This is a genomic window from Mesorhizobium sp. B2-5-4 (assembly GCF_006441095.1).
In the GTDB taxonomy this organism is placed as follows: Bacteria; Pseudomonadota; Alphaproteobacteria; order Rhizobiales; family Rhizobiaceae; genus Mesorhizobium; species Mesorhizobium salmacidum.
In genome coordinates this window covers 301177-325556 of the sequence record NZ_VFUR01000003.1, presented here as the reverse complement: position 1 = coordinate 325556, position 24380 = coordinate 301177, and the positions used below count along the sequence as shown (strand labels likewise).

22 protein-coding genes are annotated in these 24380 nt (G+C 63.1%); 20 read left to right on the top strand and 2 right to left on the bottom strand.

The window, feature by feature from the left end:
* Positions 1-12: 12 nt before the first annotated feature.
* From FJ492_RS06075 to FJ492_RS06035, 9 genes are all read left to right on the top strand, one after another.
* Positions 13-1110, top strand: a complete 1098-nt coding sequence (locus tag FJ492_RS06075; protein ID WP_140768989.1) for a Gfo/Idh/MocA family oxidoreductase — start codon at positions 13-15, stop codon at positions 1108-1110.
* Between the two features lie 106 nt (positions 1111-1216).
* Positions 1217-2131, top strand: a complete 915-nt coding sequence (locus FJ492_RS06070; RefSeq protein ID WP_140502282.1) for a sugar phosphate isomerase/epimerase — start codon at positions 1217-1219, stop codon at positions 2129-2131.
* 56 nt (positions 2132-2187) lie between these two features.
* A complete protein-coding gene (locus FJ492_RS06065) occupies positions 2188-3132 on the top strand; it encodes a substrate-binding domain-containing protein (protein WP_140768987.1) in 945 nt (314 codons plus the stop codon).
* 59 nt (positions 3133-3191) lie between these two features.
* On the top strand, positions 3192-4196 hold the full coding sequence (locus FJ492_RS06060; protein ID WP_246675902.1) for an ABC transporter permease: 1005 nt from the start codon (positions 3192-3194) through the stop codon (positions 4194-4196).
* Between the two features lie 2 nt (positions 4197-4198).
* Entirely contained in the window at positions 4199-4981 is a 783-nt protein-coding gene (locus tag FJ492_RS06055; RefSeq protein WP_140747723.1) for an ATP-binding cassette domain-containing protein, read from the top strand.
* 10 nt (positions 4982-4991) lie between these two features.
* Positions 4992-6173: an aldose 1-epimerase family protein gene (locus tag FJ492_RS06050; protein WP_140768983.1), complete on the top strand. Its 1182-nt coding sequence runs from the start codon at positions 4992-4994 to the stop codon at positions 6171-6173.
* A gap of 85 nt (positions 6174-6258) precedes the next feature.
* The gene (locus FJ492_RS06045) at positions 6259-7341 is read left to right on the top strand and encodes a fatty acid desaturase family protein (RefSeq protein WP_140769017.1); all 1083 of its coding nucleotides are present in this window, start codon (positions 6259-6261) and stop codon (positions 7339-7341) included.
* 28 nt (positions 7342-7369) lie between these two features.
* Positions 7370-7681 carry a MocE family 2Fe-2S type ferredoxin gene (locus FJ492_RS06040; RefSeq protein ID WP_140502288.1) on the top strand — a complete coding sequence of 104 codons (312 nt, stop codon included), beginning with the start codon at positions 7370-7372 and terminating at the stop codon, positions 7679-7681.
* 58 nt (positions 7682-7739) lie between these two features.
* Positions 7740-8540 (top strand): 3-methyl-2-oxobutanoate hydroxymethyltransferase, encoded by an 801-nt coding sequence (locus FJ492_RS06035; RefSeq protein ID WP_027141523.1) that lies wholly within the window; start codon positions 7740-7742, stop codon positions 8538-8540.
* Here the strand turns inward: FJ492_RS06035 and hutH are convergent.
* A complete protein-coding gene (gene hutH / locus FJ492_RS06030) occupies positions 8505-10022 on the bottom strand; it encodes a histidine ammonia-lyase (RefSeq protein ID WP_140768981.1) in 1518 nt (505 codons plus the stop codon). The two genes, FJ492_RS06035 and hutH, sit on opposite strands and share 36 nt — an antisense overlap.
* Positions 10019-11020 carry an ornithine cyclodeaminase family protein gene (locus FJ492_RS06025; RefSeq protein ID WP_140502290.1) on the bottom strand — a complete coding sequence of 334 codons (1002 nt, stop codon included), beginning with the start codon at positions 11018-11020 and terminating at the stop codon, positions 10019-10021. The genes hutH and FJ492_RS06025 overlap by 4 nt, the downstream gene beginning before the upstream one ends.
* 115 nt (positions 11021-11135) lie before the next feature.
* Between FJ492_RS06025 and FJ492_RS06020 the strand changes: the two genes are divergently transcribed.
* The 11 genes from FJ492_RS06020 (at position 11136) to FJ492_RS05965 (ending at position 24380) form a co-directional block, all read left to right on the top strand.
* Entirely contained in the window at positions 11136-12599 is a 1464-nt protein-coding gene (locus tag FJ492_RS06020) for a DHA2 family efflux MFS transporter permease subunit (protein WP_140502291.1), read from the top strand.
* Between the two features lie 240 nt (positions 12600-12839).
* Positions 12840-13826 (top strand): ABC transporter permease, encoded by a 987-nt coding sequence (locus FJ492_RS06015; protein ID WP_140768979.1) that lies wholly within the window; start codon positions 12840-12842, stop codon positions 13824-13826.
* 88 nt (positions 13827-13914) lie between these two features.
* Complete coding sequence (locus FJ492_RS06010; RefSeq protein ID WP_027141528.1) at positions 13915-14940, top strand: sugar ABC transporter substrate-binding protein; 1026 nt, start codon at positions 13915-13917, stop codon at positions 14938-14940.
* A gap of 91 nt (positions 14941-15031) precedes the next feature.
* The gene (locus FJ492_RS06005; protein ID WP_140768977.1) at positions 15032-17155 is read left to right on the top strand and encodes an SMP-30/gluconolactonase/LRE family protein; all 2124 of its coding nucleotides are present in this window, start codon (positions 15032-15034) and stop codon (positions 17153-17155) included.
* Entirely contained in the window at positions 17152-18204 is a 1053-nt protein-coding gene (locus FJ492_RS06000; protein ID WP_140768975.1) for an SMP-30/gluconolactonase/LRE family protein, read from the top strand. The genes FJ492_RS06005 and FJ492_RS06000 overlap by 4 nt, the downstream gene beginning before the upstream one ends.
* Complete coding sequence (locus FJ492_RS05995; RefSeq protein WP_140713639.1) at positions 18204-19700, top strand: sugar ABC transporter ATP-binding protein; 1497 nt, start codon at positions 18204-18206, stop codon at positions 19698-19700. The genes FJ492_RS06000 and FJ492_RS05995 overlap by 1 nt, the downstream gene beginning before the upstream one ends.
* Positions 19701-20097: 397 nt before the next feature.
* The gene (locus tag FJ492_RS05985) at positions 20098-20508 is read left to right on the top strand and encodes a carboxymuconolactone decarboxylase family protein (protein WP_140502297.1); all 411 of its coding nucleotides are present in this window, start codon (positions 20098-20100) and stop codon (positions 20506-20508) included.
* A gap of 138 nt (positions 20509-20646) precedes the next feature.
* Complete coding sequence (locus FJ492_RS05980; protein ID WP_140768971.1) at positions 20647-21483, top strand: metallophosphoesterase; 837 nt, start codon at positions 20647-20649, stop codon at positions 21481-21483.
* Positions 21480-22637 (top strand): ABC transporter ATP-binding protein, encoded by a 1158-nt coding sequence (locus FJ492_RS05975; RefSeq protein ID WP_140768969.1) that lies wholly within the window; start codon positions 21480-21482, stop codon positions 22635-22637. The genes FJ492_RS05980 and FJ492_RS05975 overlap by 4 nt, the downstream gene beginning before the upstream one ends.
* Positions 22630-23553: a sugar ABC transporter permease gene (locus FJ492_RS05970; protein WP_140768967.1), complete on the top strand. Its 924-nt coding sequence runs from the start codon at positions 22630-22632 to the stop codon at positions 23551-23553. Before FJ492_RS05975 ends, FJ492_RS05970 begins: the two co-directional genes overlap by 8 nt.
* Complete coding sequence (locus FJ492_RS05965) at positions 23550-24380, top strand: carbohydrate ABC transporter permease (RefSeq protein ID WP_140768965.1); 831 nt, start codon at positions 23550-23552, stop codon at positions 24378-24380. Before FJ492_RS05970 ends, FJ492_RS05965 begins: the two co-directional genes overlap by 4 nt.

Genomic DNA, 24380 nt, shown 5'->3' with positions numbered 1-24380 from the left:
CGGGAGGAAGGCATGACAGACAAGGGCTTCGAGCCGGATGTGAAGGTCCGCACGAAGGAATACCGGATCGGCTGCGTCGGCGCCGGCATGATCATGGCCGAGTGCCATTTGGCTGCCTACAAGGAGGCGGGATTCCCGGTGGTGGCGATCGCCTCGCGCACCAAGGCGAATGCGCAAAAGGTCGCCGACCGTTGGAACATCCCGACCGTCCACGACACACCGGAACAGCTGATCGAGGATGCAAACGTCGAGATCATCGACCTCGCCTTTCCGCCCGACCAGCAGCCGGCGCTGATCCGCCATGCGCTGAAGCAGAGCCACATCAAGGGGATCCTGGCACAGAAGCCTCTGGCGCTGTCGGTCGAGGAAGCCGTCAGGCTGCGCGACGAGGCGGCGAAGGCCGGCAAGATCCTCTCGGTCAACCAGAACATGCGCTACGACCAGTCGATGCGCGTGTTGAAGCAGATCATCGAGAGCGGCGCGCTCGGCGACATCGTCTTCGCGCAGATCGACATGCATGCCATCCCGCACTGGCAGACCTTCCTTCAGGGCTATGACCGGCTGACACTCGCCAATATGAGCGTGCATCACCTCGACGTGCTGCGCTTCCTGTTCGGCGATCCCGACGAGATCACGACGCTGACGCGCAAGGATCCGCGCACGACATTCGACCATTCCGACGGCATCACCGTCTCGACCCTGCGCTTCCCGTCCGGCGTGCTCGCCGTATCGCTGGAGGACGTATGGTCGGGTCCGCGCCTGGACGGCTACAAGGACGATCAGCACATCAACTGGCGGGTCGACGGCACCAAGGGCGTTGCCAAGGGCACGATCGGCTGGCCGACGGGTGCTGCCTCGACACTGACTTACGCCTCGGCCGACACGACCGGCGGCGAATGGATCAGCCCAAGCTGGGAGACGATGTGGTTCCCGCATGCCTTCATCGGCGTGATGGAGCAGTTGCAGCACGCCGTGAAGACCGGCACGCCGCCGGCGCTCACCGTCGCCGACAACGTCAAGACCATGGCGCTGGTCGAGGCGGGCTACCGCTCGATCGCGTCGGGCCGCACCGTCAAGCTCTCCGAAATCTCGACAAACTCAATCAGCTGAAATCACTGGCAGCTGAAATCACTGGCAGCTGAAATCACCGGCAGCTGAAATCACCGGCAGCTGAAATCACTGGCAACTGAATCGCTTACTGGGAGGAATTCACATCATGATGCAGGCAGGCATTTTCACGGGCTATTTCCCGTACGGTCTCGAAGAGACGGCGAAGAAAATCCGCGGGCTCGGTTTCAACACGGTGCAGCTCGACCTGCATTTCAGGGATGTCGACCTGTCGGCCGGCCAGATCACCAAGGACAAGGCCAAGAAGGTGCGCGACGTCTTCCGCGACCACAACCTGCCGGTCTGCTGCGTGTCGGGCTACACCAACATCATTCATCCCGACAAGGCCGAACGCGAGAAGCGCGTCGGTTATCTCAAGGAGATCATCCGCAATGCGCGCGCGTTTGGCTCGCCTTACGTGATTTCGGAAACCGGCACCTACAACACGGAATCCGACTGGGTGCATCACCCCAAGAACAAGACCGAGGAAGGATTCGAGGAGTGCCGCAAGGTGATCGCGGACCTCGCCCAGACGGCCTATGACCACGGTGCGGTGTTCCTGCTCGAAACCTATGTCAACAACGTCGTCGGCTCGGTCGAGGAGACGGTGAAGATGTTCGCGCAGGTCGACCATCCCGGCCTCGGCCTTCTAATGGACCCGACCAATTATTTCGAGACCCACAACATCGACCGGATGGATCAGATCCTGAACCAGGTGTTCGACACGCTGACCGACAAGATCAAGATCGCGCACGCCAAGGACGTCAAGCGCTCGGGCGACGACAAGTCGGAGAAGCATGCCGACATCGGCGACGCAGACGCGATGGAAAGCCACACCTTCCGCGGCGTTGGCGAGATCGAACTGCCGGCGCCCGGCCTCGGTTCGCTGAACTACGACCTCTATCTCCAGCGGCTGGCCGAGAAGCATCCGAACATCCCTGTGATCATCGAGCACCTGTCGGAGGACGACGTACCGCGCGCCAAGACATTCCTCGATGGAAAATTCCGCGCCAACGGCCTGTGATGGCCCGCCGCGCCGCCCGATGCATGGCGGCGCGGCTTCAAACAAGGGAGGAAAGAATGTTGAAATTCGCATTGAAATTGGCGGCCGCCGCGACAGTGCTCGCCGGCGTTGCCCTTGGCACGGCGGCGCAGGCGCAGGACGGCCAGAAGACCTTCTATCTCTTGTCGCATGGCGGTCCGTCGGATGCGTTCTGGATCGACTGGAACGCCGGCGCGACCAAGGCCTGCGACCAACTCAAGGTGACCTGCAAGATCTCCTTCAGCGGCGGCGACATGGCGGCGCAAAAGGAGGCCTTCAACTCTGCCCTTGCCGCAAAGCCCGACGGTATCGCTACCACGTCGGCACAGCCGGGCCTGTGGACGGAGGAGGTGAAAGCAGCCAAGGCGGCCGGCATCCCGATCGTGTTCTTCAATACCGACGATCCGGCGACAGGGCGGCAGGCCTATGTCGGCGCGGACCTCAGGGAAGCCGGCGTCACCTGGGCCAAATATCTGGTGGACCAAAAGATGGTGAAGCAGGGCGACAAGGTCTTCCTGCCGGTCGAGGTTCCCGGCGCCAGCTACCAGCAACTCGAGACCGAGGGCATCGCCAGTGTTTTCGATCCGTTGGGGATCAAATATGACGTGGTTGACTGCGGCACCGATCCGGCTGGCATCATCGCCAAGATGACCGACTACATGGTCGCCAACAATCCGCCGGCGATCATCGCGCTCGGCGATTCCGTGGCGGCCAGCGTCAGGCGCGTCTTCGATGGCGCCGGTGTGCCGGCAGGCAAGATCCCGGTCGTCGGCTGGGGCAATTCCAAGGAGACGGCGCAGGCCGTCAAGGACGGCTTCGTCAACGCCGCCGCCTGGCAGTACCCGTCGGCGCAAGGTTTCATGCCGGTGGCGCTGCTCGGGCTTGCCGCCTCTGGCGAGCCGATCGGCTACGACGTCCACACTTTCGGTCTCTACGATGCCTCCTGCGTCGAGCCGATCCTGAAACTCTACGACAAGAAATGAGAAAAACCAGCGCCCGCTGCCAAGGCGGCGGGCGTCTTTCAAGCATGGTCCAAGCAGTCATGACAATTGCCGCAGAAGACGACGCGCCGAGAGTGAAGGGCAGATCGCGCCTGATGCGCTCGCCGCAATTCTCCTCCTTCGTCATCCTCATCATTTTGCTGGCGGTCTTCGCTGTCGCCGACGCCAATTTCCTGTCGCCGCTCAACATCTCCAACATGATGGCATTCCTGCCCGAGCTCGGGATCATCGCGCTCGGCATGACACTGCTTTTGACGGCAGGCGAATTCGATCTTTCGGTAGGCGCTGTGTTTGGACTGGCGCCAGTGGTGGTGATGCTGCTGGTGCAGAATGGCGGCGTGGATATAAGTGTCGCGCTTCTGGCCGGACTAGTGCTGTGCATCTCGATCGGCGCGATCAACGGGCTGATCGTCACCAAGATCGGCATTTCCTCCTTCCTGGTGACGCTGTCGATGCTGCTCGTCGTGCGCGGGGCAGCGCTCTACATCACGCAAGGCTTTCCGCTGAAATCCTGGGACCAGCCGGGCTTCTTCGTGACGCTACTCGCCGGCAGCTTCAACATCGGTTCGTTCCGCTTCTATACCTCGCTGTGGTGGTTCATCGGCCTGTCGCTGTTTGCCATCTACATCCTACGTCACGCCAAGCTCGGCAACTGGATCAGCGCCATCGGTTCTAATCGCAACGCGGCGGTGGCGCGCGGCGTTCCCGCCGACACCGTGAAGATCTGGCTGTTCATCGCGACCTCGGTGCTGGCCGGCCTTGCCGGCATGATCAGCGCCTTCCGCATCTCGGCCGCCTCGCCGGTGGCCGGCACCGGCTATGAGCTGGAGGTGATCGCTATGGTGGTGGTCGGCGGCACGGCGCTGACCGGCGGACGCGGCACGATCCTCGGCACAATCGTCGGCGCGCTGATGCTGCGTGCCATCCGAAACGGCATCGTGCTGATTGGCGTGCCGGGGCTCGCCTACAACATCTTCGTCGGCCTTATCATCCTCGCCATGCTCATCCTGCACGCTTTGCTGCAGAAGAACGCCGCAAGGGGCTGACGATGATGCAAGAAGTACTTCGGCTGCAGAACCTGCAAAAGTCCTTCGGTAGCGTGCGGGCGCTGAAGAATGCCTCGCTGACACTGCGGGAAGGCGAGGTGGTGGCGCTGCTTGGCGACAATGGCGCGGGCAAATCGACGCTGATCAAGGCGATCTCGGGCGTGTTCCCTGTCGACCGGGGCGATATCTTTGTGCGTGGCGAGAAGGTCTCGATCCGCTCGACGCGCGATGCGATGGATCTCGGCATCGAGACCATCCACCAGGACACGTCGCTGGCGCCGGACCTCAGCATCGCGCGCAATCTTTTCCTCGGCCGCGAGCCGGTCAATTTCGGTTGGCTCGGCGTGTTCGCGCCGCTCGATCTTGCAAAGTTGCGCAAGGCCGCTTCCGAATTGCTGAAACGCGTTGGCATTTCCAAAAAGCTCGACGCCGACGCGCTGGTCTCGACGTTGTCGGGCGGCGAGCGGCAGTCGATCGCCATCTCGCGCGCCATGCAGTTTGCCGCCAAGGTCATCATCCTCGACGAGCCGACCAACAATCTCGGTGTCGAGGAAACCCACGGCGTGCTGCGTTTCGTCAAGGAGGTGCGCGACGCCGGCCATTCGGTGCTGCTCATCACCCACAACATCCACCATGTCTTCCAGGTCGCCGACCGCATCGTCGTCATGCGGCGGGGCGAGATCGTCGCCGAACAGACGGTCGCCGACACCGATCTTCTGACCGTGGAGAGCATCATCACCGGCGCCGACATGTCGGCCTTGCTCAGGGAGGCGAGGGCAAAGTGAAGGGCGTCGCATGGTAGAGCTTTACGGCAAGACGCTGTCGCGCCGGCAAGTGGCCGAGCGATCAGGCATGCTGTCGCAATTCGCCGGCGTGCGGCTGATGACGCTCGGCGACGGTGTGGAGCGCGGCATCCGCATGCTCGAATTCCGCACCGGCTCGGGCCTGCGCTTCACCGCGCTGGTCGACCGGGCGCTCGACATCGCCGATTGCGACTATAGGGGGCAGGCGATCGGCTGGCATTCGCCGAGCGGTTTTCGCAATCCCGGCCTGCATGAGTATGAAGGGGAAGGGGGGTTGGCCTGGGCGCGCTCTTTCTCCGGCCTGCTGGTCACCTGTGGCCTCGATCATATTCTGGCCCGCGAAGACGTGCCGGCCGACAGCTACAACTACCCGGGCAAGAAGACGGTGCTCCATTCGCTGCATGGCCGTGTCGGTACGATCCCGGCGCGGCTCACCGGCTATGGCGAGCGTTGGGACGGCGACCGCTGCGTGCTGTGGGCCGAAGGCCTCGTCCAGCAGTCGGCGGTGTTCGCCGAGGATCTGCATCTCGTCCGGCGCATCGAGGCCGATGTCGGCGGCAACGAAATCCGGCTTTCCGACCGTGTCGTCAATCACGGCTTCAACCGCACGCCGCATATGTATTTCTACCACGTCAATGTCAGCCATCCCTTGCTGGATGAGGGCTCCCGCTATCTGGCACCGATCCGCGACGTCGTCTGGGCCGGCCATGCCGGCGAGCGCTACGAGGCGCAGAGGGTCGGCTATCGCACGGTGCCGGCGCCGCAACCAAGCTTCAGCGAACAGGTCTGGCAGCATGAGATGGCTGCCGATGCCCATGGCGAGGTGCCGCTGGCCGTCGTCAACGACCGTATTGGGCTCGGTCTCGAACTGGTGACGCGCAAGGACCAGTTGCCGTGTGCCTATCAGTGGCAGAATTTCCAGGCCGGGCAGTACGCGTTGGGCATAGAGCCATCGACTCACCACGTGCTCGGTGATCTCGCCGCCCGCGAGCGCGGCGAGATGATCTGGCTGGAGCATGGCGAAAACCGGGCGTACGACGCGGTGTTCCGGGTTCTCGATGGCGCCGGTGAGATCGCAGCGGCCGAAGCCAGGATCGCGGCTATCGCCCGACAGCCCGCGCAGGATTATCCTCAGCCTTCCGGAAACTTTCCAAGACTGGCCGGCAGGACATGAGTGCGACATTTATCCAAAGCAAGCCCTCCGGCCGGCGGACCGGATTGCCAGCGGTGCGCGACGGTTGGAGGTCAGTGTGACGACGATGGCAAAGAAGCGCGACTACAGCCTTGTCGGCGAAAGCACCAGGGCGGCGATCGAGACCGGGCTTGCCTCGGCCGAATGGTACCATACCGACGTCCCACGCAAGGCGATGAAGGAACTGATGCAGCGTTCCGACGGGCCGGCGATCCGCGACACCGTCATCTGGATTGTCGCGATCGTCGGTTCGGCCGCCGGTATCGTCTGGTTCTGGGGTTCGTGGTGGATGGTGCCGTTCCTGTTCGTCTACGGCGTGCTCTACGGCTCGTCGAGCGACTCGCGCTGGCACGAATGCGGCCATGGCACGGCCTTCCGTACGCGCTGGATGAGCGATGTCGTCTACCACATCGCCTCGTTCATGCTGATGCGCAATCCTGTGCAATGGCGCTGGAGCCATGCCCGCCATCACACCGACACCATCATCGTCGGCCGCGATGCCGAGATCGCCGTCATGCGTCCGCCGGATCTGTTGAAGGCCGCGCTTGCCTTCACCGGCATTCTCGATTTCCGCTATTCGCTGCCGACGCTGGTGCGCCAGGCATTCGGCACGCTGTCGGACGAGGAGAAGAGCTATATCCCCGAGATGGAACAGCATAAGGCCGTGGTCGCCGCCCGCTGGCACGTCGCGATCTATGTGGCGACAATCGCCCTGGCGATCGCGCTGAGGTCATGGATACCGCTGGTGCTGATCGGTCTGCCGCGCCTCTACGGCACCTGGCACATGGTGACGACCGGCCTGCTGCAGCATGTCGGCTTGGCCGACAATGTCGTCGACCATCGGCTCAACACGCGCACCGTCTACATGAACCCGATCAGCCGGTTCATCTACTGGAACATGAACTATCATGTGGAACACCACATGTTCCCGATGGTGCCCTATCATGCGCTGCCCAGGCTGCACGAACTGATCAAGCATGATCTGCCCGCGCCCAATCCCTCGATGTGGCATGCCTATCGCGAGGTCTGGCCGGTCCTGCTCAGGCAGCTGAAATACGAGGATTACTACCTCAAGCGCGAATTGCCGCCGACGGCGAGGCCCTATCGCGGCGAATTCCACGAGGTCGATATGTCGGCGGCGGCCGAATAGCGATCGCGAATGGTTGCAGGAGATTGAGATGGCCGATTGGGTTGAAGCTTGCGCGGTGGACGATGTCGAGGAAGAGGATGTCATCCGCTTCGACCATGGTGGGCGGAGCTTCGCGATCTATCGCTCCCCGGACGACGAATTCTTCGCCACCGATGGTTTTTGCACGCATGAAAAGGCGCATCTGGCCGACGGGCTTGTGATGGACGACATCATCGAATGTCCCAAGCACAATGGCCGCTTCAATTACAAGACCGGCCAGGCCAAGGGCGCGCCGGTCTGCGTCAACCTCGCGACCTATCCGGTGAAGGTCGAGGCCGGTAAGGTGATGATCCAGATCTGAAGCGGGGGCATGATCAACCGATCGGCATCGCGATGGTAACCAACAGAGGGACGTTTTAATGAGCCGAAAGAGACCGACCGTCGCCGATTTGCGCGCCATGAAGGGCAAGCGGCAACTGACCATGCTGCGGGTGCTGACCCTGGACGAGGCGGAGGCCGCCGAACGGGCAGGGGTCGACATCGTCTCGGTGCCGCCCGAACTGGTGCTCAATCCGCAATACCGCGATGCGGCACCCAGCCTGTTCACCATGCCCGGCGACAATTTCTTCGAAATCGGCACCGCGGATGATTTCGTCCGCTGGGCCTTCCGGCTCTATAAGGCAAGCGCCGACGCGGTCTATTGCAGTGCCGGCTACGCAACCATCAAGCGGATGGCGGACGATGCCATTCCCGTCATCGGCCATGTCGGCCTCATTCCTTCCCGTGCGACCTGGACCGGCGGCTTCAAGGCGGTCGGCAAGTCCGCCGACACGGCCATGCAGGTCTTCGAGGCGGTGAAGCAACTGGAGGCGGCCGGCGCCATCGGCGCCGAGATCGAGGTGGTACCGGTCGAGGTCGCCAAGGCGATCTCGGAGCGCACGTCGCTGATCATGCTGTCGATGGGCGCGGGCACGGGCTGCGACGCGCAATATCTGTTCGCCGATGACATCCTTGGCCAGAACAGGGGTCACATGCCCCGCCACTCCAAGGTCTATCGCAACTTCGCCGCCGAGTATGACCGGCTGCAGGCGGAACGGGTGGCGGCATTTTCCGAATTCGTCGCCGACGTCAACGGCGGCGCCTATCCCGAGGACCGGCACATCGTGCACATGGATCCGGCCGAGCTACGCCTGTTCCTCGACAAGGTCGGCCGGGGATAAGGCCGGCTGCCACGCGCTGCCGGCCAGTGCGGCGTGGAGTGCTTCCGCATCGACGCCGAGCGGCCGGTCACCCTTCAGCGTCAGAACGAGCGCGCGTATCGCCGTGTGGACAGCTGATGTGCGTGGCGCCAGCGTCAACCCTTCACGCAAGTCGATTGCCTGTGCCGCGGCCATCAGTTCGAAAGCGATCAACCGGCGCCACAGTACGATCATGTCCGCGCATTTCGATATCGCCAGCGGCGTCTGCGTGGCGTGATCCTCGACGCCTTCCGAAACCGGGAGAAAATCGAGCATCACCGGATTGGCCTTGTGGCGGATGGCGGCCAGGATCGATGTCGCCGTCTTCTGCAGCGGCACGAAGCCGGCCGAGGCGCCACCGACCGGCGACAGGTACTTGGGCAGGCCGTTGCGGCCCGAGCCGGTGAGCTGGATGAAGCGGGCGGCACTTGCGGCGGCGCATTGCGCGATTGCGAGGCCTAGCGTCTCGAAGGCGAGCGAGAGCGCCGCCGTGTGGAAGTTGCCAGTCGACATCACCACGCCGTCGTCGCCCAGCACCAGCGGATTGTCGGCGGCGGCATTGAGTTCGATCTCGACGGCGCGTCTTGCCTGGCCGATCGCCTCGATCAGTGCGCCATGGATCGAGGGCATGCAGCGGATCGACAGCGGATCCTGTATGGTGGTGGGCGCCGGCGCTTCGTCGCGGGCGAGAAGATCATGCAGCGCCTTGGCGGCTTCCTGCTGGCCGGCGGCCGGCCGCGCCATGTGCAGGCGAGGATCGAGGATGGCGCGGTTGGCGCCGATCCCTTCCATAGTCAACGCGCCAGCCTGCTGCTGTTGGGCCAGAGCCGACAGCGCGTCCGTGACAACAAGCGCGCCGCTGCCGGCGGAGACGGCGGATGCGTTGATCAGCGACAGCCCATCCTTGGGCGCCAGGCCGATGGGGCCGAGGCGGGCCATCATCAGCGCCTTGACCGCCGGCATGCGCCTTCCCTGATAATCAGCCTCGCCTTCGCCGATCAGCAGGCGAGCAAGCGCCGTCATCAGCACAAGGTCGCCGGCGCCGATCGAGCCCAGCGACGGCATCACCGGATGGACGCCGGCGTTGAGCGCATCGGCCAAGGCGACAAAGACTGACGGGGAGAGGCCGGATCCGCCGGCCGACAACATTGTCAGGCGGGCGAGCATGGTGGCGCGCACGGCTTCGACCGGCAGCGCTTCACCGACCGCGCCGCTGCGGCCTTCCAGCAACTGACGCTGGAAGGCGCTGGCGTCACCCTCGACCGATGTGCCGAGATTGGCGCCGAGCCCGGTGTTCAGGCCGTAGATCTGCTGGCCGGAGGCCGCGGCCTGATCGAGCACTTTTCGCGCCTTCTCCAGCCTGCCAATGACATCGGGTTCGATTTCCACCTTGCGCGCCTCGCGGGCGACAGCGGCGACATCGCCGATTCTGACGCCAGCCCCCGTTAGGACGAGCGCGGTCATGCGAAGCGCAACCTTTGGCCGATGCCTTGCGCCTTTGCCTTGGCCAGCATCGCCTTGCCGAGCGCTATGTCGGACAGCGACAGGCCGCGATGCCAGAACAGGATTGTTTCGTCGTCACTTTGCCGTCCTGGCTTGAGTCCGGCGGCGATCTGGCCGAGTTCGGCATGCAGCGTTGCTTCGCTCAGCCGTCCGGCCTCGACATGGGCGCGCAGCGAGCCGAACTTGCCGCCTTTGCACTGGCCCCAATCGTCGACGACCATCTTCTGCATGATGTCGGTCAGCGACAGCTCCACCGCGCTCATCGTGCCATAGGGGACGACCAGCGCGCCCGGCTTGATCCATTCTGTCTTCAGCAACGGCTGCGGCTCGGGCAGGCGCGATGCTTCGACGACAATGTCGGCGCCCTTGACGCAGCTCTCCCAGTCGGCGACCGCAGTGACGGGTTTGCCAAGGTCGGCGGAGAGTTTTGCTGCAAAGCCATCGCGGCTTTCCGGCCGGCGCGAATGGACGCGGATCTCATCGAAATCGAAGAGATGGTCGAGCAGGCGCACGTTCCAATAGGCGGTGCCGCGTGCGCCGATATGGGCGAGCACCTTCGAATTCTTGCGAGCTAGGTGTTCGGCGCCGATCGCGGTGACGGCGCCTGTGCGCATGTCGGTGATGACGGTGGCGTCGAGGATGGCGCGCGGCGCGCCGGTGCGCGGGTCGAACAAATTGAGGATGCCGAATTCCGACGGCAGGCCATGAAGATAGTTGTCGACAAAGTCGCCGACGATTTTCACGCCGGCCGCGTCGAGCGGCGCCACGTAGCCGCGCAAGACATTGAAATGGCCGTGGAAGGACGGGTCGGGTTCGAGGTGGACACGCGGCTCGATCACTGTCTGGCCCTTGCCTTGCGCAACGAGCCCGGCCTCGACCGCGCCGATGATCTCGGCATCGGTCATGGCAAGCGCTTTGATGTCCAGGGCATTGAGATAGTCGATATAGATGGGCTTCATGCGCACGCTGTTCCTCGGCCACCCCGCCCATCCATAACAGGCCGCGGCGCGACACGAAAGTTTGTTGGCTGTTGTCTGGACGCAGTCGGCCAAATGCTGTTCAAAGCGGTCCGTCATGACAGCCATTTCCGAGACCGAAGCTTCAGCCGACCCAGCCGGGAATTCGCGGCGTGTGGCGCTGATCGTCGCCATCGCCTTTTTCATGCAACTGCTGGATTCGACTATCATCTCGACCTCGCTGCCGCAGATGGGCGCCTCCTTCGGCGTGCCGGCGGTGGCGATGAGCATCGGCATCACCGTCTACATGCTGACCATGGCGGTGTTCGTACCGCTGTCGGGCTGGCTCGCCGACCGTTTTGGCGCACGCAACATCTTCCTCGCGGCAATCGCGCTGTTCACTCTGGCTTCGCTCGCCTGCGGCTTTTCGCAGAACCTGACCGAATTTGTCGTTGCCCGTGCCGTGCAGGGCCTGGGCAGCGCGCTGATGACACCGGTCGGCCGCATCCTGGTGCTGCGCAACGCGTCGAAATCCGAATTGCTCAACGCCACGGCGCTGATCACCTGGCCGGCGCTCTTCGCGCCTGTCGTCGGGCCGGTGCTTGGCGGCTTCATCACCACCTATCTGTCCTGGCACTGGAATTTCTTCATCAATATCCCGCTCGGCATGATCGGGCTGGCGCTGGTCGCCCGTTTCATCCCGGGCGACCGTGAAGCCGATGCCAAGCCACTCGACTGGCCGGGGTTTTTCCTGACCTCGCTGGGGCTCGCCTGCCTGCTCTATGGTCTCGAGCGCATCGCGCATCCGGAAGATGGCGTCTGGCCGACGGTGGGGCTGATCGTTGCAGGCATCGTCGTCGGCTGGGTAGCGGTGCGGCATCTCCGTCGCGCGCCGCATCCGCTGCTCGACCTCTCCTCGTTCAAGGTGCAGACCTTCGCCATCTCGACGCTCGCCGCCGGAACCATCTTCCGGGTGGCAATCAACGCCACGCCATTCCTTTTGCCGCTGCTGTTCCAGGTCGGCTTCGGGCTATCGCCGGTCGATGCCGGCATGATGATCCTGGCCTATTTCCTCGGCAATCTCGGCATGAAGACGGTGACGACGCCGACGCTGCGCCGCTTCGGCTTTCGCTCGGTGATGGTCGTCAACGGCATCATCGCGTCCGCATCGATCATGGCGTGCGCGGCGATCTCGCCACAGACGCCTCAGGCCCTGGTGGTGGCGCTGATGCTGATCGCCGGCCTGACGCGCTCGATGCAGTTCACCGCGCTCAACACGCTGGCCTTCGCCGATATCGCGGCTGGTCAGCGCAGCTCCGCGGCGACGTTATCCTCCATGCTGCAGCAGGTGGCGATGCTGTTCGGCGTTGCCGTGGCGGCGGCGATCCTCAACCTGTCGCAGATCGCCAGGGACCGGCCGGCGCTCGATCTCGTCGATTTTCGAGCAGCCTTCCTGGTGATCGGCGTCATCGGACTGGTTTCATCGTTCCGTTTCCTGGGGTTGCCGAAGACCGCCGGCGCTGAGGTCTCGGGCCATATTGCCGGAACTGAAATCGAATTTTCCCGCCGACCGCAGGGTTAAATCCGTCTTCGCCTTTCGCCTTGATGCTGTATATCCGCAGGCACGGACGATGACACAAACAATTGCCAAAAGCGCAGGAGTTTCCGGGCATTGCGCCAGATTCGGCAATCGATGCGTCCACTTTGCGAATCTCATCGCCAGCCCGCCTTTTGAACGCGGATTCATTTGACGAAGCGGCGTTGAGCCGATTAGCTTTCTCTCCCAGGGACGGCAGCGCTGCCACCGGGGTGAAAGCAGACAATGAACATGGGCGGCTGGCTGAACTTCAGGAGCCTGAATCAGGAAGGCATTGTCTTTGCCATAGCGGTGGTGCTGTTCGTTGCAGCGGCTATAGCCCTGCCTCGCTTCATAGATCCCAACAATCTCGTCGCCATCGTCCGCTCGGTCTCGGTGCTGGGTATTCTGGCGCTGGGCATGGCGGTCGTCATCATCGGCCGCGGCATTGACCTGTCGGCGGTGGCGATCATGGCGATGTCGGTCGCCTGGTATCTGCAACTGCTCAATACCGGAACGCCGGATGGGCTGGCCTTCACCTATGTGCTGGCCGGCGTGCTCGCCATCGGCCTGCTCAACGGCTTTCTCGTCGCCTACGCCGATGTGCCGGCGATCTTCGTCACGCTGGCGACCGGCTCCTTTGTCTTCGGCTATGTCCGTTCGCAATTGATCACCCAGGACGCGGTGCCGGTGCCGCAGGGCCATTGGGTGGAACTGCTCGGCGGCCTGCGCTTCCTCGACGTCCCGATCGAGGTGTTCGTCTTCGCGGGTCTCGCCTTCCTGTTCTTCCTGTTCCTGCGCTACACCAAATGGGGCCGCTATATCTATTTCGCCGGCGACAATCCGGTCGCGGCGCGCAATATCGGCATTCCGGTACGGCCGATGCTGGTGCTGCGCTATGTGCTGTCCGCTTTCGTGGCACTGATCGCCGGCCTTTTGACCGCGGCCAGCCTGCATTCGATCAACACGCGTGTCGTCAATTCGACGCTGCTCTACGACATCGTGCTGGTGGCGGTGATCGGCGGCATCGGGCTGTCGGGCGGGCGAGGCGGGGTGCGCAACGTGCTGGTCGGGGCAGCACTCATCGGCGTCCTGCTCAACGCCATGACCATCATCGATATTCCGCTGCTCTACCAAAACCTGATCAAGGCGGCGATCCTGCTTGGCGCCATCATCATCGACGGCATCATCAATCCACGTGATGAACAGACAGCGCAGCAGGGCGACATTTAGAGCAGATGGGCTAGCCCATCTTGCTCGGGGTACCCGGCGCGATCGGGGGCGATCGGCCGGCAATGAAAACCGAACCAGAGGATGACACATGAAACTGATCAGAACACTCATGGCGGCGGCCACGGCCCTTGCCGTCACCGCCTTCGTGGCGCCGACCTTCGCCGCCGACGATCCAGGCCCCGCTGCCTATGCGCAAGCGCTGAAAGGCAAGCGCGTCATGCTGGTGCCGCTGGCGATGGGCTTCGACCTGGCGCAGGGCTGGGCACATTACCTGAAGAAGGAGGTCGAGGCCTGGGGCGGCACATTCGAGACGCGTGATCCGAACTGGGTGGTCGATGCCGGAGCGCAGGCGATCACCGATGCGATCTCGTCGGACACGAGGCCCGATGTGCTGATCATCCATGCGCCGGACCTCAACTCCTATTCCAAGCTGATGAAGAAGGCGCAGGCCGCCGGCACCTATGTGATCCTCGTCGACAATCCGGCGAATTTCCCCGCCGACGCCTTTGTCGGCAGCGACTGGGACCGGCTCGGCCAGCTCGAAGCCGAAGCCGCGATCAAGGGCTGCGGCGAGAACTCGTCCAAGAAGATCGGGCTGGTGCAGGGCGACCAGGCCAACTCTTCCAGCCTGTACCAGTATGCCGGCATCATGAAGGTGCTGGACAAGCATCCCGACTTCAAGGTCGTGGCCAAGCCCGACTCCAACTGGGACGCCACGACCTCGCGCAACGTGACGACGACCATGCTGCAGCAGAACCCGGACATCTGCTCGATCATCGACTTCTGGGATGGTGACGCGACCGGCGCATCCGCCGCGATCCGCGACGCCAAGCTCGACGGCAAGGTGTTTTTGGTCACGACCGGCGGCGGCGAAAAGGCAGCCGACTGCGACAAGCTGCAGGACGGCACTTACGGTGCTGTCGTCATGACGGAACTTGCCCGGCAGTCGGGCGACATGAACGCTATCATCAAATTCCTGCTGCAGAGCGGCCAGCCGGCCGGCACCTCGCACACCTACATCTATACGCTGGAGAAGGCGACGACGAAGGCCGATCTCAAGCCGGACAGCTGCTGGGACCTGAAGGCGCTGCAGGCCGAAGCAGCGGCGAAGTAAACCGATTGCCTTCAGCTGGTATCAGCGAGGTGGCCGGACAATTCCGGCCACCTCTTCTCTTTCCTTGTTCTCTCGTGCCCGCAGTGACCCGATGACCTTTCGCGAACGCCTGCAGTCCTGGCGCTACAATCTCGTGCCCGACCATCTGGTCGGCGAGATCCTGACCAAGCGCTGGACCGACAACGCCATTCCGTTCCTGGCGCTGGTGGCGACGCTCGGCGTGTTCGGCGCGATCATTCCAGGCTTCTTCAAGCTCTCCTCGCTGCAGGAATCGACCCGGCAACTCGGCGAATTCTCGATGGTGGTCACCGGCATGACCGTGGTGATGCTTGGCGGCGGCATCGATCTCTCGGTCGGCTCGATCTTCGCGCTGTCCTGCTTTTCCGCGGTCTATGTCTTCTTCATCCTTGAACAATCGATCTGGCTGGCGCTGGCCGCCTCCCTCGCCACCGGTCTAGTCTTCGGCGCGATCAACGGCTATCTCGTCGGGTACCTGCGGCTGCGTGCCTTCCTCACCACGCTCGTCACCTTCATCTTCGGGCGGGCGCTGTTCGACATCCTGGTCACCACCTATGCCGCCGACGTACAGCTTTCGACCGCTACGTCCGACGTGCTCGATTTCATCGGCGACAGCACTTTCTGGGGCCTGTCCGTTTCGGTATGGCTGGCGATCATCCTTGCCATCGTCACCCATATCGCGCTGACACGTTCACGTCCCGGCTGGCATGTGCTGGCGGTGGGTGGCTCCCGGCGCTCGGCGCACAATGCCGGCATCCGGGTGCGCCGTACCGTGTTCATGACCTATGTCTTTTCCGGTTTCTGCGCCTCGATCGGCGGCTTTCTCATCGCTTGCCGCCTGAGCGGGGCAGGGCCGGGCACAGGCCTCAACCTCGAGATCATGGCGCTGACCGCGGCGGTGGTCGGCGGCGTCAGCCTCGGCGGCGGGCGCGGCTCGGTGATCAAGGGCCTGATGGGCGCCATCATCGTGCTCACCATGACGAATGGGCTGATCCGGCTTGGCTACGGCACCGGCACCAACCAGATGGTACTGGGCATCATGCTGGCGGTGGCGGTGACCATCGACATCCGCTGGCTGAAGAACCGCCACAAGGTGCTCAACGAGGTCTATGTCGCGCCGGTCTATCTCAAGATGGGCAAAACACAGTCCGCGGTGCCGGGCTCCGGCACGCCTTACGCCCTCGACAACCGACTATCGGCTGCGGACCATATCGGGCTCGGTGAGCTGGAAGGGCCAGAAGACGTCATCCTTGACCGCGATGACAATCTCTATTGCGGCACGCGCCATGGCGAGATCGTCCGCTTCTTCGCGCCGGACTATGTCAGGTCGGAAGTGTTCGCCCATATCGGCGGGTTTCCGCTGGGGCTGGCTTTCGACAAGTCGGGCAATTTGATCAGCTGCGTCGGAGCCATGGGGCTGTATTCGGTTTCGCCGCAGCGCGAAGTGAAACGGCTGTCGGCTGAGACGTCGCGCTCCTGGACGTCGATCGTCGACGATGCGCGGCTGCGCGATCCCAATGATTGCGACATCGCGCCGGACGGCCGCATCTATTTTACGGACTCGACCAAGCGGTATGATGCCCATGATTGGGCGCTGGATTCGATCGAAAACCGCGCCACAGGCCGGCTGCTGGTCTACGATCCGAAGGACGGTTCCACGAAGACGCTGCTCGATGGCTACCGCTACACCAATGGTGTCTGCATGGCGCATGACGGCAAGTCGCTGTTCTTCGCCGAAAGCTGGGCCTGCCGGGTGCACCGCTATTGGCTGGAAGGGCCGAAGGCCGGCACCGCCGAATGCGTCATCCGCGACATGCCGGGTTACCCCGACAACATCAACCGGGCGTCGGACGGCAATTACTGGATGGCGTGGCTGGGCATGCGCACGCCGAGCTTCGACCTCTCGCTGCGCCATCCCGACATGCGCAAGCGCATGACGCGCCGGCTGCCGCAGGACGAATGGCTGTTTCCCAACATCAACACCGGCGGCGTGGTGAAATTCAACGAAAAGGGCGGCATCGTCGAGGCGATGGGCGACTTGACAGGCGGGGCGCACCCAATGGTCACCTCGATGCGCGAGCACAAGGGATATCTCTTCGTCGGCGGCATCCTCAACAATCGCATCGGCCGCTACAAAATTGCCGGCGCCGACCCGAGCTGGACCAGCCCTGCCTCCTACTGGGGAGCGAAGCCATGATCCTCGATCCGATCCTGGATATGTTTCGTGGCAAGGCGGTGACTATCCCGCCGCTCGACGGCGCCTTCCGCCCCAACACGCGGCTCGATGATGCGCCGGCGTTCGCCGAGCTGACCGAGCCGGACAATCTGCTGGTTGCCGATGGCCGACTGCTGGCCTCCAGCGGCAACGCCGTCTATGCGATTGCCGTTGGTGTGAAACCTGCCGTGGTCGGGACCTTTCCATCTCCCGTCACGGCGCTGACGCTGTCGCCTTCAGGCGAACTGACGGTGGGGCTGGAGAGCGGCAAGCTGTTGATCGCGGGCAGGGAGTTGTCCTTGCCGGCAGGGATTGGCTGCATCACCGCGCTTGCCTATGCAGGAGACGGTACGCTGTGGCTTGCCAATGGTTCGGCCGAATTCTCGCCGTCGCAATGGGCCGCCGACCTGATGAAGAAGGGCGCGTCCGGTTCGCTTTGGGGGCGGGCGGCGGGTGGCGAGTTCCGCAAGGTGGCTGGCGACATCGCTTTTCCCTATGGACTTCACATCCTTGGCAGCGATGTGCTGGTCAGCGAAAGCTGGCGACACCAGCTTGTCCGTTTCGATGGCGCGACCGGCAACCGCTCGACGGTGCTGACGCATCTGCCTGGCTATCCCGCGCGGCTGTCGCCTGCTGGCGATGGCGGGGCGTGGCTGACGCTGTTCGCCCCACGCAACCGGTTGATCGAATTCGTGCTGCAGGAGACGCATTACCGTCAGGACATGATCGACCAGGTGCCGCCGGCCTACTGGATTGCCCCGGCGCTGGTATCAAACCGCAGTTTCCTCGAGCCGCTGCAATGCGGCGGCATCCGCACGATGGGCATTCACAAGCCATGGTCGCCCAGCCGCTCCTACGGGCTGGTGGTCCGGCTCGACCGGGAGATGCAACCACAATTCAGCCTGCACAGCCGCGCCAACGGCACGCGCCACGGCATCTGCAGCGTGGTGGAGAAAGGCGGCGAGCTGTTCATTGGGTCCAGGGGTGGCGATTGCGTGCTGGCCGTCGATCTTGCCTCGGGAGGTTTCTGATGGAACCGATCGTTCGCCTCGAAAACGTCACCAAGAATTACCGCGGCGTGCCCGCGGTGAAGAACGTCAGCTTCGAACTGCGCAAGGGCGAAATCCATGCGCTGCTCGGCGAGAATGGTGCCGGCAAGTCGACACTGACCAAGATCATCGCCGGTGTGGTCGACGCCACGTCAGGCAGGATGTTCCACAAGGGGCGGGAGATCGCCTACGCCTCGCCGCATGCGGCGCTCGAGGCCGGCATCGCCATGGTGTTCCAGGAGACCAGCCTGGTGCCGTCGATGACGGTGGCGCAAAACCTCTATCTCGGTACTGAAAAATTCCTCAACCGGCTGCGCGGCACGTATATTTCAGCACAGCAGTTCCTGCAGTCGCTGAATTTTCCGGTCGATCCCAACGCCATGGTGGCGACACTGGGTGCTGCCAAGCGGCAGATGGTCGAGATCGCGCGCGCCGTGCACCACAATGCCGAGATCATCATCTTCGATGAACCGACGGCGACGCTGACGCCGGAGGAGAAGCGGCATTTCTTCGCGCTGATCCGGCGGCTGAAGGCGAACGGTGTGTCGATCGTCTTCATCAGCCATGCTCTCGAAGAGGCTCTGATGATCGCCGACCGCATCACCATCCTGCGCGACGGCGAACTGGTCATCACCGACGACACATCAACCTTCGACCGCGACAAGATCGTCGCCGCTATGGTCGGGCGAACGCTGTCGGGACAGATTTACCGCCAGCGCGACGAAGCCAAGCTGCGCAAGGCCGGCAAGAAGGTGCTCTCGGTGCAGGACATCTCGATGAGCAATGTCGTGCGCAACAATTCCTTCTCGATCTTCGAAGGCCAGATCACCGGCGTGTTCGGGCTGATCGGTTCCGGCCGCACCGAGACTTTCAAGATCGTGTCGGGCATCTACAAGCGCGATTTTTTGCGCGGTGGGGCGATCGAGCTGGACGACAGGCCGGTGCGCTATCTCGTGCCGAGCGAAGCCGTGGCGGACGGCATCGTCTATGTCACCGAGGACCGCAAGAGCGAAGGTATCTTCGAAACGATGGGCATTGCCGAGAACCTGTTCGGCGGGCTGCTGGCGGCAGGCCGCGAACAGTCGTGGGTGATCAACCAGCAGGAGATGCGTCAGCTTTCGGCCGAATGGACCAAGACGCTGAACATCAAGGCGATCAACGACAATGCGCGCGTGGTCGAGCTGTCCGGCGGCAACCAGCAGAAGGTGGTGATCGGCAAGGGGCTGGTACAGAAGCCGCGCATCGTCATATTCGACGAGCCGACGCGCGGCGTCGATGTGGGCGCCATCGCCGAGATCCACCAGATCATCAACAGGCTGGCCGACGAGGGCCTCGCGGTCGTTGTCATCTCGTCCTATTTGCCGGAGATCATGAACCTGTCGGATCGCATTTTGGTCTGTCGGCAGGGCCGCATCGTCGAGGAGTTTTCCCCGGCGGAGGCGACGGAGGAGAAGATCATGTACGCGGCGGTGCATTAGGGCGTGTTCGAGGAATACCCGATATATCTGACAATCTTTGCTGCAGGCTTCAGGATTAGCCGACACGACGACCACTTCGTCATCCTGGGGCGAAGCAAGGAGCGAAGCGACGCGGGGCAGACCTCAGGATCCATGCCGGGACTCCGGTGCGTTGCCACGGGGCAGGATTCTGCTCCGCTGCGCTCTACAACTAAGGTCGCGGCATGGATCCCAGGGTCTCCGCGACGGAGCTTCGCTCCTGCTTCGCCCAGGGATGACGAAGTTTTAGGTGCTTCGGCCAACCTTCAAGGTCCCGTGCGTTGAGCGCCAAAACTGAGTCAAAAAAGTTGGTTAGCCGTGTTTGCTCGAGACGTGATTCAACGGGCTAATTCATCGATCCGAACGAAAGGACCAGACCATGGCCACCACAAGACTCCTCAGCGATGCCGAGGTGGAGAAGATCCCGGTAGTGAAGGCGGTGTTCGACGACATCAGGGCGACGCGCAAATCGGATTTCGTCAACAATTTCTGGCGAGGGCTCGCCAATGATCCGGCGGCGTTGAAGCGCATCTGGGAGCAGCTGAAGGTGGTGATGGTCGCCGACAGCGCCATCGACCCATTGACCAAGGAAATGATCTATATCGCGGTATCGACGGCCAATGGCTGTTCCTACTGCGTTCATTCGCACACGGCGGCAGCGCGGGCCAAGGGCATGACCGATGTACAGCATGGCGAGTTGGTATCGATCATCGGGCTCGCCGGCCAGACCAATCATCTGGTCACGGCCATGCAGATCCCGGTCGATACGCAATTCGAGGTGAAAAGCTAGCCGTCAGCCAGCCTATCGGCATGGCGGGGAACATTTGTCCCCTGCCTGTTAAGGAAGTGACATGTAACGGCACTAAGGAGACCCACGCGAAGTCGCGCCGGTGGGTTTCCGGCAGCCGGCTCTCGCAGTGGAGCCGGCATGAAAATCGTCCAGATCACCGATACCCATTTCAGCCCGAGCAAGCCGCATTTCAACAGCAATTGGGAGCCGCTGGCCGCCTGGATCGCGCAGAGCGGCGCCGACCTCGTCATCCACACCGGCGATCTTAGCGTCGATGGCGCCGACAAGGATGCCGACATCAGCTTCTGCATGGAGCTGATGCGGGAGATTTCGGTCCCGATGCTGCTCGTGCCTGGCAATCACGATGTCGGCCATCTGCCCGGCTCGTTGCAGCCGGTCAATGCGGAACGTCTTGAGCGCTGGCGCCGGCTGGTCGGTCCCGATTACTGGATGGAGGACGCTGGAAACTGGCGATTTATCGGCCTCGACAGCCTGCTGATGGGCTTTGATGATGCCGAGGAAGAGGCCCAGTTCGAATGGTTGCGGACTGTGCTGGAAAGCCGCGGCGGCCGTCGCATCGCGCTCTTTGCCCACAAGCCGTTGTTCATCGATGAGCCGGGTGAGGGCGACACCGGCTACTGGAGCGTTCGGCCGACGCAGCGCCAGCGTCTTTATGACCTGATCGGTTCCCATGATGTTGCATTGTTCGCCAGCGGTCACCTGCACCGGGCATGGCAAGGCAAATACGAAAGCACCGCGCTGGTATGGGGGCCTTCGGCGGCCTTCGTCGTCGGCGACATGGAGCGCGACATGCCGGGCGAGCGGCTGCTCGGCGCGGTCGTGCATGAATTCGGCGACACAGTCACCAGTGAGATCGTCGCGATCCCAGGCATGAGCGTCCATGTCCTCGACGACGTGGTCGAGGAGGTCTACCCGGACGAGGCGCACAAGGTCCGCGGGAAGGTCGCATCATGAGCGCGCTCTCGCTTCGCGATCTGAACAAGTCCTTTGGCGGCAATGCCGTCCTGAACGGCGTCAGCCTCGACGTCGAAGCAGGCGAGTTCATCGCCCTGGTCGGTCCCTCCGGCTGCGGCAAAAGCACCTTGCTGCGCATTCTGGCGGGGCTTGATCATGCCGACAACGGCGAGATTTTCGTCGGCGGCAAGGACATGTCGGCGGTCGCCGCGGCCGATCGCAACATCGCCATGGTGTTCCAGTCCTACGCGCTCTATCCGCATCTGACGGCTGGCCAGAACATCGCGGTTCCACTGGCCATGAAGCGGCTGAGCCGGACGCAGCGGCTGCCGCTGGTCGGCTCGGTCCTGCCGGGCCAGAAAGAGATCCGCGCCGGCATTTCGCGCGATGTCCGTGAGATGGCGACGGTGCTGAAGATCGACCATCTGATCGACCGCAAGCCGGGACAGATGTCGGGCGGGCAGCGGCAGCGCGTGGCCTTGGCACGCGCCATGGTGCGCCACCCCAGCATCTTCCTGATGGATGAGCCGCTTTCCAATCTCGACGCCAATCTGCGCGTCCATGCCCGCGGCGAGATCGTGGAACTGCACCGCCGCGCCGGCGTGCCGACGCTCTATGTGACGCATGACCAGGCCGAAGCGCTTTCGATGGCCGATCGCGTGGCGGTGATGATTGGCGGCAACCTGCTGCAGCTGGCCGCGCCCGAAGCGATCTACAACGATCCCACCCATATCGAGGTTGCGCGCTTTGTCGGCCAGCCGAGGATCAACATCATACCGGCACGCGCCGAAAACGGCCGTGTCGATTTCATGGGCATCCGGCTGGCCTTGCTGGAGAAGGTGGCGAATGGCGCTGTCAGCCTCGGCATCCGGCCTGAATTCGTCAAACTGTCTCCCAGCGGGCGGAGCGGCCTTGCCGGGCGGATCGAGCGTCTGGAATTCCTCGGATCGGAGGTCGTCGCCCACTGCCGGCTCGACGTGACCGGCGACAATGTCATCGCCAAGCTGGCACCGCACGAGGCGAGAGAGCTGATCGCGGGAATGCCGGCGGGTGTCCTTCTGTCACCCGAACAGGCCATGGTGTTCGGGCCAGAGGGAAGGCGGCTGCGTACGGCGAGTGCCGCGCCCGCACGCCAGGAGCCGGCCTATGTCTAGTATCGCGCTGGCGGGCAATGTCCCGAGCGCCGCGGCCCTCCACAGGCGCAGCGAAGATCGCACCGCCTGGCTGCTGGCGGCTCCCGCGATCGTGCTGCTGCTGCTGTTCGTGCTGCTGCCAGTGATTGCCGTTATTTTTCTCGGCTTCACCGATTTCGAGCTCGGCTATGGCAAATTTCGCCTGGTCGGCTTCGAGAACTACGCGCATCTCCTGACCGACCGCACCTTCCGCAGATCGCTGTGGAACACGTCAGTCTATACCGCGATCGTGGCACCGGTCTCGATCGTGCTCGGTCTCGGCGTTGCCTTGCTGATCGAAGGCGAACCGCGCGCGCGCGGCTTCTTCCGTACCGTCTATTTCCTGCCTGTGGCTTCGCTGATCGTCGCCATGGCGACTGTCTGGCAGTACCTCTTCCATCCGACGATCGGACCACTCAACGCGCTGCTTGCGCTCGCCGGCATTCCCGGTCCGAACTGGCTCGGCGCCTCGAGCACCGTGCTCTACAGCCTGTCGATCATCGGCGTCTGGCAGTCGGTGGGCTTCAACATGGTGTTGTTCCTGGCGGGCCTGACGGCGATCCCGCGCGAACTCTATGCCGCCGCACATGTCGACGGCGCGAAATCGGCGCTCGACCGGTTCTTCCTGGTCACCTGGCCGATGCTCGGGCCGACGACGCTGTTTGTCGTCACCATCAGCATCACCAATGCGGTGAAGATCTTCGAGACTGTGAAGATGCTGACCGACGGCGGGCCTAACAAAGCCTCCGAAGTGTTGCTGTTCACCATCTACCAGGAAGGTTTCGTCTATCTGCGCGTCGGCTATGCCTCGGCGATGACGGTCGTCTTCCTGGCGATCCTCGTCGTGCTGATGCTTCTCCAATATCGCGTGCTCGACCGGCGGGTGCATTACACATGACCAGTATCCCGACCGGCCGCATCATCCGTTTCGTGCTGCTTTCGCTCGGCGCGCTGATGATCCTTGCGCCTTACATTTTCATGATCTCGACCGCGGGCAAGACGCAGAGCGACATCTTCACCTCGTCGCTGTCGCTCATCCCCGAGCATTTCTACTTCGGCGAGAATTTCGCCAAGGGGCTGAACAAGGTGCCGATGGCAACGCTGCTGTGGAACGGCGTTGTCGTCTGCGGCCTGATCTTCTTCTTCCAGGTGCTGGTCGCCATTCCTTGCGCCTACGCCATGGCTAAGCTGAAGTTCCGCGCCGCTCGGCTGATGATGGTGCTGGTCATGCTCGGCCTGCTGGTGCCGATCCATGCCACGGCGCTGCCGCTCTACGTCGCCTTCGATAGGATGTCGCTGCTCAACAGCTACACCTCGCTGGTGGCGCCGTTCACCATCTCGGTGTTCGCGATCTTCATGTTCCTGCAGTTCTTCCGCGCCATGCCCGACGACCTCATCCACGCGGCGCGGCTCGACGGCATGTCCGAACTCGGCATCGTCGCGCGCGTCATCGTCCCCAACGCCTGGCCGGCCGTCACCGCGTTCGCGATCTTCTCGGTGGTCGCGCACTGGAACGATCTCTACTGGCCGCTGATCGTCGTCAGCAAGCAGGCCTACGCCACGCCGCCGCTCGGCCTGATGTATTTCCGCGCCGCCGAGGCAGGCGACGACTATGGCGCGCTGATGGCCGCCACGCTGATCATCACCCTTCCACTCGTCGTCGCCTTCCTGTTCGCACAGAAGCGCTTCGTCGAAGGCATCACCATGACCGGTCTCAAAGGCTGA